The organism is Marinobacterium aestuarii, assembly GCF_001651805.1.
Lineage (GTDB): Bacteria > Pseudomonadota > Gammaproteobacteria > Pseudomonadales > Balneatricaceae > Marinobacterium_A > Marinobacterium_A aestuarii.
The window spans coordinates 2,605,046-2,616,950 of the sequence record NZ_CP015839.1 but is presented as its reverse complement, the minus strand read 5'-3'; the positions used below and the strand labels follow the sequence as shown (position 1 = coordinate 2,616,950).

Annotated in this window: 9 protein-coding genes; 4 read left to right on the top strand and 5 right to left on the bottom strand. The window is 60.0% G+C overall.

Going from position 1 to position 11,905, the window contains the following annotated elements; translation table 11 throughout:
- Window positions 1-5: 5 nt before the first annotated feature.
- Both A8C75_RS11555 and A8C75_RS11550 read right to left on the bottom strand, forming a co-directional pair.
- Window positions 6-932, bottom strand: a complete 927-nt coding sequence (locus tag A8C75_RS11555; RefSeq protein WP_067382270.1) for a histone deacetylase family protein — start codon at window positions 930-932, stop codon at window positions 6-8.
- A gap of 64 nt (window positions 933-996) precedes the next feature.
- A complete protein-coding gene (locus A8C75_RS11550) occupies window positions 997-2,811 on the bottom strand; it encodes an adenylate/guanylate cyclase domain-containing protein (protein WP_067382267.1) in 1,815 nt (604 codons plus the stop codon).
- A 209-nt stretch (window positions 2,812-3,020) separates the two neighbouring features.
- Between A8C75_RS11550 and A8C75_RS11545 the strand changes: the two genes are divergently transcribed.
- Entirely contained in the window at window positions 3,021-4,337 is a 1,317-nt protein-coding gene (locus A8C75_RS11545; RefSeq protein WP_067382264.1) for an ABC transporter substrate-binding protein, read from the top strand.
- A gap of 635 nt (window positions 4,338-4,972) precedes the next feature.
- On the opposite strand, the gene A8C75_RS11540 is transcribed toward A8C75_RS11545, so the two are convergent.
- The 3 genes from A8C75_RS11540 to A8C75_RS11525 form a co-directional block, all read right to left on the bottom strand.
- Window positions 4,973-5,347: a hypothetical protein gene (locus A8C75_RS11540; protein ID WP_067382259.1), complete on the bottom strand. Its 375-nt coding sequence runs from the start codon at window positions 5,345-5,347 to the stop codon at window positions 4,973-4,975.
- 291 nt (window positions 5,348-5,638) lie between these two features.
- On the bottom strand, window positions 5,639-6,181 hold the full coding sequence (locus A8C75_RS11530; protein ID WP_067382239.1) for a cupin domain-containing protein: 543 nt from the start codon (window positions 6,179-6,181) through the stop codon (window positions 5,639-5,641).
- Between the two features lie 137 nt (window positions 6,182-6,318).
- Window positions 6,319-7,098: a gamma-glutamyl-gamma-aminobutyrate hydrolase family protein gene (locus A8C75_RS11525; RefSeq protein WP_067382224.1), complete on the bottom strand. Its 780-nt coding sequence runs from the start codon at window positions 7,096-7,098 to the stop codon at window positions 6,319-6,321.
- Between the two features lie 289 nt (window positions 7,099-7,387).
- Here A8C75_RS11525 and A8C75_RS11520 point away from each other — a divergent pair, with 289 nt between their 5' ends.
- From A8C75_RS11520 to A8C75_RS11510, 3 genes are all read left to right on the top strand, one after another.
- Window positions 7,388-8,746, top strand: coding sequence for a glutamine synthetase family protein (locus A8C75_RS11520; RefSeq protein ID WP_067382221.1), 1,359 nt, complete (start codon window positions 7,388-7,390; stop codon window positions 8,744-8,746).
- Between the two features lie 119 nt (window positions 8,747-8,865).
- The gene (locus A8C75_RS11515; protein ID WP_067382219.1) at window positions 8,866-10,287 is read left to right on the top strand and encodes an aldehyde dehydrogenase family protein; all 1,422 of its coding nucleotides are present in this window, start codon (window positions 8,866-8,868) and stop codon (window positions 10,285-10,287) included.
- Between the two features lie 76 nt (window positions 10,288-10,363).
- Window positions 10,364-11,836, top strand: coding sequence for a Na+/H+ antiporter NhaC family protein (locus A8C75_RS11510; protein WP_067382216.1), 1,473 nt, complete (start codon window positions 10,364-10,366; stop codon window positions 11,834-11,836).
- The last annotated feature ends 69 nt before the right edge of the window (window positions 11,837-11,905 follow it).

The window sequence follows — 11,905 nt, the reverse complement described above, 5'->3', positions numbered from 1 at the left end:
GCAGGCTAGCGTGCTTCAAGCAACGCCTGCACATGGGCGGCGGCGCTTCGGCCCAGCGCCTTGAGGTTATAGCCACCTTCCAGCACCGACAGTATGCGCCCGCCCGCATAGCGACTGGCCGCCTCCCCGATCAGCCCGGTGATCCAGTGAAAGTCCGCGTCGGTCAATTGCAGCTGCCCCAGCGGGTCGTCACGGTGGGCATCAAAGCCCGCGGAAATAAAGATCATATCCGGACGGTGCTCTGCCAGCGCCGGCAGCCAGGCCTGTTCGATGGCGTGGCGAAAGGCGCTGCTTGCGGTGCCCGCCGCCAGCGGCGTATGGACGATATTGGGGCGGCGAATGTCCTGATAGCGAAACGGATAAAATGGGTACTGAAAACTTGAGCACACCAGTACTTCCGGCCTGTCCTTGAAGATATCCACGGTGCCATTGCCATGGTGAACATCGAAATCCAGCACCGCGACCCGTTCTATATCGCTTTGATTCAGCGCCCATTCCACCCCCAGCGCGACATTGTTAAACAGGCAGAAACCCATGGCGCTGGCCTGCTCGGCGTGATGTCCTGGCGGGCGCACGGCGCAAAAAGCATTCTGGCAGGCACCGCTGAGAATCTGCTGGGTACCCAGCAGTACTGCACCAGCTGCCAGGCGTGCCGCACGCAGACTGTGGGGATTCAGCGCCGTATCCGGATCGGCGTAGTTGTGCCCCTGCTGTGGGTGCAGCGCCTCGAGTTCGCGAATGTAGTTGCGCGGGTGCGCAAGCGCCAGCTGATCATGGCTGGCGGCGTCGGGCCTGAGGCATTCGAGCCGATCGAGCAGTCCGCTGACGCCCAGCTCTGCGCTAATGGCCTGCAATCGCTGCGGGCTCTCGGGATGGCCTGCGCCCATCTCGTGCAGCTCGCAATCGATGTGGCTGATGTAAGCGGTCGTCATATAAATTCCTTTTATTATATAAAGTTAAATCATATTTCTAGAAAAAATTCAGGTTTAAAAGGTCTCAGTCGATGCCGGCGGTGCTAGGTTCGCGGTGCTTGCGACCGCGCAGCATATAGGTATGCATCCGGCCCTTGCCCTTGATGCTGATCAGGCCGCGGTCTTCGAACAGATAGTCATGCCGCAGGTGTTGCCAGGTATTTTCGGTGACCTGAATGCAACCTTCAACGCCCTGGGATTCCATGCGCGAGGCGATATTGACCGCATCGCCCCAGATGTCGTAGATGAATTTTCGGGTCCCTATAACCCCGGCCACCACGGGCCCGGTGTTAATACCGATGCGCATATGCAGGTCGCTCTGGTGTCGACGGTTAAATCCCTCGATGGCATCCAGCATGTCCAGCGCCATTTCGGCGATGACCCGGGCGTGGTCCTTGCGCTCTATTGGCAGGCCCGCACCCACCATATAGGCATCGCCGATGGTCTTTATTTTCTCCAGTCCGCGCAGCTCGCTCAAACGGTCGAATTCGGAAAATATCTCGTTCAACAGGCTAACCAGCTCCACCGCCGGCAGGTTGGCCGACATAGGTGTGAAATTGACGATATCGGCGAACAGGATAGTAACCTCGGCGAAGCTGTCAGCAATGGTGCCCTCGCCCTGTTTCAGCCGTGCAGCAATAGGGGCCGGCAGAATATTCAGCAGCAGGTGTTCTGATTTTTCCTGCTCGGCGGCAAGGTCTGCCAAAGTGCCCTCCAGCCGGTCGATCATGGTATTGAAGTTCTGCGCCAGAACGCCGGTTTCGTCTTCCGTCAGCACCGGCGCACGTACATGCAGATCCCCTGCGGCGATCTGCCGGGTGGTGGCATTCACCGCCAGAATGGGGCGCGCAATCTGCCGGGCGATGAAATAGGTGCCCAGCAACAGCAGGGCCACGGCCAGCAGTCCGAGCAGCAGCATCAGCCAGCCCAGGCGTGTGGCCGGTTGCAGCGCTTCGCTGACGCGGATTTCCGTCAGCAGGGCCAGGCCCAGATCCGGCAGCCAGCGATAGCTGCCAATGACCGCCTGGCCGGCGTAGTTCAGATAGAGCCCGGCGCCGCTTTGGCCCTGTATCGCCCTGTCGATACCCAGGCTGTGGGCACCATCGGGATAGGCTTGTGCACCGAAGCGTGCCATCGACAGAAAGCGATGGCCGGTATCCACCAGGTAGGACTCGCCTGTTTGCCCCAAGCCACTGCGCTGACTGACGATATCGACCAGCACCGGCACCCGAACCTGGGCGGCAAGAACGCCCAGCGGCTCGCCATTGCGCCCGGTCAGCGGTGTGGCGACGGTGAGTGTCGGCAGCAAGGTATCCGGCGCCTGATACACCGGCTGGATAAAGGTGTGGTCGCGGCCCTCGACAAAGAACGGGGCGCTGCTGTGAGCTTCACCTTCCTGCTCGGAGTTGGTCGAGAAGAAAATCCTGCCCTCGTCCTGGCTCAGCAGCATGAGCCCGATCAGGTCAGTCGCAGCGGCGGAACCGTAATCGAGGAAGGTGGATCGAAACAGCGTATCGGCCATGGCCATATAGGTCGGCTGATATTGCGGGCTACGCACTGGCAACCCGCGCAGCTCACTGATGGCATCGCGCAGCGCGTCTACAGCGGCGATCTTGCGCACTATATCGGCCTGATCGGTCATAAAGGCATAGATTTCCCGCTCCTGCTGCTCGGCAATGAGCTCAAACCGGTCAATAGCCATGCGCTGTAAAAGTCCGGCCGATAACATATAGGACAGCACCGCCAGGGCGATGACCACGGGCAGCGATACCAGCAGTATGCCGGCAGTCATTCGCGCCTTGAGGCTGTGCCGCAGTATGGCTGTGCCAGTGAGTCGCATGCACGAGTGTCCGGTTATCATCGGTCCATGGGGTGGCGCTCAACGCTAAGGCCGGAGTGCCCTGCCTCAAGGTTAGCGGCTTTTGGTGCTCTGCGGTGACAATCTATGCCCTGGACGTCCATCTTCTGGCCTTTTCCTTCAAGGGTGTCTGAGCGAGTTGGCTGAACTAGTCTGATAACAGGGATTAGATACTTCGTCGGGGGACGCCCATGCCACAGCCAGGTCACAACTATCGCCGAATCGGTGGCGTTACGCGGCGGCGCTTGCTGCAAGGTTCAGTGCTGGGCGTTGGCGCTCTGCTGGGCTGGCAGGCCCAGGCCCAGGACATGGCTGGAATCGACACCTTGTCGATAGGTTTTTGCGGCCCGTTCAATGGGCCGGCGCAGGATACCGGGCTGGAGATTAGCCGTGGCGTGCTGATGGCATTGATGGATGCCAGAGCCGATGGCGAGATTCCGCTGCAGCTGGCCGGGCAGCGCTATGACATTCATCCGGTCTGGGTGGATACGGCCTCGGATCCGGCAACGGCCGTGCAGGCTCTAAAGCGCGCGCTGGACGAGGATCAGCTGAGCCTGCTGGTGGGTGGCTGGCATTCCGATGTGGCCTTGGCGCTGATGGAAGCCGAAGCCCCCCTCGGAATCCTGCATCTTGGGCATCTGGGGGAAGCCCAGGCAATTTCTGATCGGCTGAACCAGGGTTACGCCAAATACCGAGGCTGGTTCAAGGGCTGGCCCGCGCCTGGGCTGCTGGCGGCCCGTTACGGCGAACCACTGCAGTATCTGCGCGATCAGGGGCTCTGGCGGCCGGCGAACAATCGGGCGGCCATCATGGCCGAGAACAGTGCCTATGGTCGTGGCTGGGCGGACGCCCTGCGCACCAGCTTGCAGTCGGTGGGCTTTAGCGTCGGGGCGCCGGATCTCAGCGCCCTTGATCAGGATGACTTTGCGCCGCTGCTGGCCCGTTATCGCGAAGAGGACATTTCCCTGGTGGCGATGACCACCACCGGTATTCAGGCCGGGGCGCGCTTTGTTCGCCAGTTCCGCGAGCAGCAGTTGAATGCGCTGCTGCTGGGCCACGGATTGCGCTGGACGCGGGACTGGTACGCCTACACCGGCAGCAGCTCGGACTACGTGGTTTCGATGGATTCAGCCATGCCGATTGCGCTCTGGCAACAGTGGTGGGTACGCCGTTACCACAGCCTGTTTGGCGACATGCCCAGCATCGCCGCCGCAGGGCTGCATTACGACTACACCCGCATGGCTATCCGCATGCTCAATGCCACCTCCAGCCTGGCGCTGGATGATCTGACGCGCACCCTCTATCGCAACCCCTACCGCGGTGTCTGGAATCGCTACCAGTTTTCCAACAGGCCGCATCCGCGCGCCCTGTCGCCGAACGAAGTCATTACCGGCAGCTTTATGGAAGGTTTTTTCTTTCCGCTGGCGCAGTTGCACAACGGCGAGGCGCATATCGTCTGGCCACCGCGCTACGCCGATCAGCGTTTTATGATGCCGGCACGCAGTTAGCATTCTTTTAAGATTCCTTGAGTGAAGTCTTAACAACACCGTTTGAGTGTCAGGCGTAGGCTGAAACGGTCGAACCTGAAGTTGAGCACTTGGCATGAAACACCTGTTACTGATGTCTGCACTGACGCTGCATAGCGTCATTTCGGCGGCGGCGCCGCCGGCATCGATGCCCCCGACCCCGTAGCACCGGGGCGGCCTATTCCGACAGCCTATATTTCCCTCGAACCACTGCCGCCGACCGACGATGCGGTCATGGCCTGGGGCGAGGTTCAGCTGGATCGCGGAGACTCTGATGAAAATGACGAAAACTAGCCACCGGAGGCGCGGCATATTTGCAGCGGCTAGCGACAATAAGCCGCGGCGCAGAGTCTGGAAAGCGCCCGCCTTCTGGAAAAAGCTCTGGCCGGGGCGAAACGCCGGCTCTGCGACCTTGACGCCAGCAGCCAGAGCCACTGCGCGCAAAAAACCAGGCCTGCGTCGTCAGAAATGGTGGTCGCGGTTCTTGTTGCCCTGGAGGTTGCTACGTCGCCAATCAGTGGAGGATCAAACGTGCTGTAACGGCAGCCTCTTGAGCGCAGTGAGCCTGGGCGGCGCGCAGACGCTTGGCGAGACTCGCGTTGCAAGGGCCCATGGCGCTACGCCTGATCCGCGCTGGCAGCAGGCGGGTTGATACCGCCTTGCATCATTGGCGCCGCGCATGGATTCATCGGCACAAGTACCAGGGGGCGCTGCAGCAGCAGGCGAAAGCGCCCTCGCCCCGTTTTCTCGATGCGCAGGAAAGGGCTGCGCTCTTGCAGGCGTCGGTTAAGCAAAATCAGCCGTGCTTCCAGATTGTCGCTGATTTCCGGCAGACCCAGGCGGGTATCAAGGCGCAGCTCACGGTTACTGAAATCGACACGCCCTCTTTCGCTGTAATCATTCAGAATGCGCCAGAGCACGGCACCGGCCACACCCTTGATCAGGTAGTCGCCATCGATAAACACGCTGTGATCCCGGTCATGGTATTCCACCCGCAGGAGGTCGGGTGATGCCTCGCTTCGAGGTCATAACTGAAGCGGCATTCCTGCTGGCTTTCGGTATAGAGCACACCGATCAGCCCGCGTATGCCGGGCAAAGGGATGGCCATTTGGCTGGAGGGCTCGTTCAGGCCGGGCAGGTTAATGACTTGCTCCAGCGCATCTACTGTAGGAGGCCGGTGTGTGACAGGCGCATGCTGGTGAATGGCACAGGGGCACTGCAAGAAGTCCCTGCCGTGGGCGGACGGCAGGGCTGCTTTTCGGCGCAAGGCATCAGGAAAAGCGTTAGAAGGTCGGCGGTGTATGGGCGCTGACGATACGGCAGGTTTTCTTGCTGCGATTGCGAAAACGATGGGGGATCTGGGTGGAGAACGAGTAGCTGTCGCCGGCATCCAGCCGATGCACTTCGCCGCCGATGGTGACCTCGATAGAGCCTTCTATCACGGTGCCGGCCTCTTCACCCTCATGGGACATCATCTCGGTACCCGTATCGGCGCCGGGCTCATAGCTTTCGATGAGCAGCGCCAGGCCCGACTTGTTCTCGACACTGCCCACCAGGCGCAGTTCTATGCCATCGCTGCCGATATCTATGAGTTCGTCCGGGCGGTACACCACCTTGTCGTGGGCATTCAGATCCACGGTAAAGAATTCGCTGACGGACATTGGAATGCCGTCGAGAATCTTTTTCAGTGAACTGACCGATGGGCTGACGCGGTTCTGCTCGATCATCGAAATCGTGCTGTTGGTCAGGCCCACCCGCTTGGCCAGTTCGCGCTGAGAAAAGCCGTAGATCTGACGAATTTTCTTGAGTCGGTCACCTACATCCACACTTGAGACTCCCATCCTGATAAATATATTGATCGCAGCTTGATTTACCGCATCAGGTCGGCCGCATCATACCATGTCGCCGACGGATAAAAAGTGGCTGCAGGTGGCGGCCAAAGAGCCCTGACACCTGCTTGCTTTCAGGTGTTTCGTGTCGCCGCCCGGGCCCGGCAGGCGTTGCCAAAAGTCTCGAAAATGGCCCGGTAGAACGGATGCTGTGCCATTTGCCACTCCGGGTGCCACTGCACCGCCAGCAAAAAGCCCGCGTTACTGTCATCCAGGCTAAAGGCTTCTACCAGTCCATCCGGTGCCAGAGCTTCGACACGCAGCCCCGGTGCCAGGCGTTGCACGCCCTGCCCATGCAACGAATTCACCTGTTGAGTGCGCGCATCGCTCATCAAGCGGGCCAACTGGCCGCCGGGCTGGAGCTCAACTGGGTGAGAAATCCCATACTGCTGTTGCAGCGGCTGCTTCTTGTCTTCGCGGTGATCCTGCAGCCCCGCAACCTCCTGCACGGCCTGATGCAGGCTGCCACCCAGTGCCACATTGATTTCCTGAAAGCCGCGGCAGATGCCGAGCACCGGCACCTGCTGCTCTATTGCGGCGCGGATCAGCGTCAGGGTGGTGGCGTCACGCAGTGGATCGGTGAGCATGTCTTCCTGCTGCTGTGCAGCACCATAGTGCCTGGGCTCGACATTGGAATGGCTGCCGGTCAGCAGGATGCCGTCCAGCTGCGACAGCAGGTCAACGCTGTCTTCCCCCAGGGCAGGCAGGAGCAGTACCGAGACATCGGCGCCGCTGCGGGCGGCCTGAATATACTTGTCACCCACCATGTGAAAGCGATGTGCACCCTGCAAGCGGGTGCAACAGGCAATTCCGACGAGGGGGCGTGGTGTTGGCGAGGCGGATTGAGGCGTCATGGTATTTCTCGATTGATCTTTATATTCATCATTCAGGCATGAGTTATAGCCTGTGCTTTACGCTGAATGAAGCGATTTTGCTACATTGAAGAAAATAAGGGAACATAAATACCTATATGTGGGTATTTTGGCGGCTTTATTGATCAATAAATTGATCAATCACCCTTGACCGACAGATTTCTAAATCGCTAAACTGATCGATATAACAAACACATAAAAGCGTTTGTTGTGGCCGCCTCCGGCCATCCCACGCCCCAGGCGTGATTCCAAGAAAACCAAGGACAAGACCATGTCTTCCCACAGTCAGCACACCGAAGCCGCTATTTTTCTGCAACAGAATCCGGACATGGAGGCCATTGACCTCCTGATCCCCGATCTTAATGGCGTCATCCGGGGCAAGCGGATTGAACGCGAAGGTCTGGAAAAAGTGTACGAGGATGGCGTGAACATGCCGGCATCCCTGTTTTCCCTCGATATCACCGGCAATACCGTTGAAAGCTGCGGCCTGGGGCTGGAAATTGGCGAGCCCGACCGGGTTTGCAGGCCTGAACCTGGCACCCTGAAACTGGCGCCCTGGCAGCGCCGCCCGATGGCCCAGTTGATGATGCATATGTTCGAAGAAGATGGTTCGCCCTTCTTCGGCGACCCGCGTCATGTTCTGGCCCGGGTGTTGAAAAAATTTGACGCCCTGGGCCTGACTCCAGTGGTGGCGGTCGAACTTGAGTTTTACCTTATCGATCAGGAAAGAGACGAAGCCGGTCGCCCGCAGCCGCCGCTATCTCCGCGCAGTGGCAAGCGTGACGAGCACACGCAGGTGTATTCGATGACCAACCTGGATGACTACGCCAATCTGCTGGAAGACATCGCCGAGTACACCGCAGCCCAGGATATTCCTGCCGATACCGCAGTGGCGGAAAACGCCCCGGGCCAGTTCGAAATCAACCTCAAGCATCAGGACGATGCCCTGGTGGCCTGTGATAACGCTCTGCTGCTCAAGCGGGTGATCAAGTCTGTGGCCGAACAGCATGGCATGGAAGCCTCATTTATGGCCAAGCCCTACAGCGAAGAAGCCGGCAATGGCATGCACATCCATATCAGCCTGCTGGATGCCCAGGGCAACAACGTCTTTGCCAAGCATCAGCAGATGCTGGAACATGGCGTTGGCGGTCTTTTGCAGATGATGCCGGCGTCCATGGCGCTGTTCTGCCCCAACGTCAATTCCTACCGCCGCCTGCAGCCGGGCTACTACGTGCCCATCGCACCCAACTGGGGTTACGATAACCGTACCGTGGCGGTACGCATTCCGGCGGGTACGGAGGCTGCTACCCGCATCGAGCACCGTGTCTCGGGTGCCGATGCCAACCCCTATCTGGTGATGAGCGCCCTGCTTGCCGGTGTACACCACGGCCTGCAACAGGAATGCAAACCCGGCCCTGATACCGAGGGCAACGCCTTCGCCGATGAAACCATTGGCCTGCCGATCCGCATGCCCGATGCGCTGGAACTGTTTCGCCAAAGCGAGGTGCTGCGCAACTATCTGGGCAGCGACTTTGTCGATCTGTATGACAGCTGCAAGTCCGATGAACTGAGCCAGTTTGAGCGCCATGTCAGCGAACTCGAAACCCAGTGGTATCTGTCGACCCTGTGATCTTGTGATGGTCAGTCCGGGGGCCTGTTGCCGCATGCGTGATGCATGGGGCAGGCCCGCAGCCTGGCGTGAAGCTCGCACATCAACTCTCTAGTTAACTTTATAATCAAGGTCTTAGGATGGATACGTTAACTGAAATCTATATCGATGGCTGCTGGGTTGCTGCCGGCGGTGCCGTGCGGGAGCTGATTAATCCCGCCAGTGGCGCTGTGCATGCCAGGGTCACCGACGCCAGCGCCGCGGATGTCGATCGGGCCGTACTGGCAGCAAGGCGCGCCTTCCCTGCCTGGGCGGCGACGCCTTCTGCCGAACGCGCCGCCTGCATCGAGCGTATCTGTGCAGGTCTTGAAGCGCGCAGTGAAGAACTGGCCTGCACCATTAGCCGGGAGATGGGCATGCCGCTGCATCTGTCGCGGGACTGGCAGGTCGCAGGCCCCATCGCTGGCATGCGTTCCTTTGCGCCCCGCGCGGCGCTGATGGATGAAGTGCGCCGCGAAGGGCACTCCATGATCGTGCGCGAAGCCATCGGTGTCTGTGCCTTTATCACACCCTGGAACGTGCCGCTGCACCAGCTGGTGGGCAAGGTGGCGCCGGCGCTGGCCGCCGGTTGCACCATGGTGCTGAAACCTGCCGAGACGACACCGCTGCACGCGCTGATATTTGCCCAGGTTGCCCAGGCGGCAGGCCTGCCCGCCGGTGTCTTCAATCTGGTGACTGGTGACGGCCCAGGCGTGGGCGAGCCGCTGTGCACCCATGCGCAGGTGGATATGGTGTCCTTCACCGGCTCCACCCGGGCGGGTGTTCGTATCGCCCAGATGGCGGCACCGGATGTGAAGCGTGTGTGTCAGGAACTGGGTGGCAAGTCAGCGCTGATTATCACTGAAGATGCGGATCTGGCGGCCGCGATACGCTTTGGCGTGCGCGATGTCATGGTCAACTCTGGCCAGATTTGCTGTGCCCTCAGCCGCATGCTGGTGCCGCGCAGTCATTACGCCGAAGCCGTGGCGATCGCCCAGGCTGAAGTTGAGGCCATCCAGGTGGGTGACCCACAATCCAGCGACAGTTTTATGGGCCCCATGAGTTCAGCCGCGCACCAGGCCCGGGTGCTGGATGCCATCCGCAAGGGCGTGAATGAAGGTGCCCGCCTGGTGAGTGGTGGTACCGAGCCGCCCGAGGGACTGGAGCAGGGTTGCTATGTGCGCCCTACGCTACTGGCCGATGTCACCGCCGACATGAGCGTGGCGCGGGAGGAAATCTTTGGCCCGGTGCTGTGCATGCTGGCCTTTGAGGATGAAGCGGACGCCATTCGTCTGGCCAATGACACGCCCTACGGACTTGCCGCTGCAGTCTGGGCCGGAGATGCGGTACAGGCGCAGCAGATCGCCCGTCACCTGCGGGCAGGCCAGGTCAGTGTCAACGGTGCCGGCTGGAACTACAGCGCGCCCTTTGGTGGCTACAAGCAGTCGGGCAATGGCCGCGAATGGAGCAATGAGGGCCTGCACGAGTTCATCGAGATCAAGTCGATTCAGCTGCCCGAATAACCGGATCCCTGGTCGCCAGAAGTTTGCCGATGGCCAGGGATACCCGAAAATTCCAAGAATAAAGAGAGCATAACTCATGACCACTTCTGTCCTGAGCGTACCCCGTAGAATCCGCTGGAAACCCGTCGCAGGTTTTGCCCTGCTGGCCATGGGCGTGGCCTATGTGTCGAACCAGATGCCCGCCGATGATAATTTTGGCGCCCTGAGTCTATTGCCCTCGGTGCTTATTCTGCTCACCGCCATCATTACACGCCGGCCACTGGAAGCTATCCTGACCGGCGTTATCGCCGGCCTGCTGTTGCTGGAGCCTGCCGACCTTGTTACAGGTCTGGCAGATCTGTCACTCAACGTGATGATGAACGAAACCATCGCCTGGATCATTCTGGTGTGCGGCATGATGGGCGGCCTGATCAATCTGCTGGAGCGTGGCGGCAGTGTGCTCAGCTTCAGCAATCTTCTGACCGGGCGTCTTAAAAATTCGCGTCAGACACTGCTGTGTACCGCAGGGCTGGGCGTGCTGGTGTTTATTGACGACTACCTGAATTCGCTCGCGGTATCCGCGACCATGAAGAATCTGACCGACCGCTATCGCATTTCTCGCGAAAAGCTGGCCTACGTGGTGGACTCCACCGCCGCGCCGGTCTGCATACTGGTGCCCGTATCCACCTGGGCGGTCTACTTTGCAGCCCTGCTGGAGGAAAACCAGGCGGTGGCGGCAGGCGGCGGCATGTCTCTCTACATCCAGGCCATCCCCTATATGGCCTATGGCTGGGCGGCGCTGCTGATCGTAGGGCTGGTCGTACTCGGCTGGATCGGTGATATAGGCCCCATGAAGGCCGCGGAAAAACGCGCCCGTGCCGGCCAGCCAATTCCCGAGGATGCCCCTGTCACCGTGCTTGATACATCCAGCCTGCCCCGCACGACGCCACTGACAGGCCTGCTTAACTTTCTGCTGCCCATGGCGGTGCTGGTTGGCGCCAGCCTCTACTACGAAATTGATCTGCTCAAGGGAGCGCTGGTGGCCTCGGTGTTCACGCTGGTGCTGTACTTTGTGCAGGGACTGATGCGTTGCGAGCAGCTGGTGGAGGCCATGCTCGATGGCTTCAAGGTCATGCTCTACCCCATCGCTGTGGTTGCCGCCGGCTTTATGGTCAAGGAGGTCAATGATCAGCTGGGCATGACGCCCTACATCATCGATGCCGTCACCCCCTGGCTGTCACCGACCTTGCTGCCGGCCATCGTGTTTGCACTGATGGCTGCGGTGGTGTTCGCCACCGGCTCCAGCTGGGGCGTGTTCGTAGTATCGCTGCCGATCGTGATCCCCATGGCGCAATCCCTGGATGTCTCAATGCCGCTGACCGTTGGCGCCCTGCTGTCGGCGTCCGCCTTTGGCAGTCATGCGTGCTTTTTCAGTGACTCCACCGTGCTTTCATCCCAGGGCTCGGGGTGCACAACCATGGGCCATGCCATTACACAGCTACCCTATGCGCTGATGGGCGGCGCTCTGACACTGCTGGGCTTCCTGCTGCTGGGGTACATGATGGCCTGAGCGTTTAAGGCCCGGCAAGAACCCCGGTATAGCCACAGCCCCAAACCATATTCAAATTTGTACTGAGGC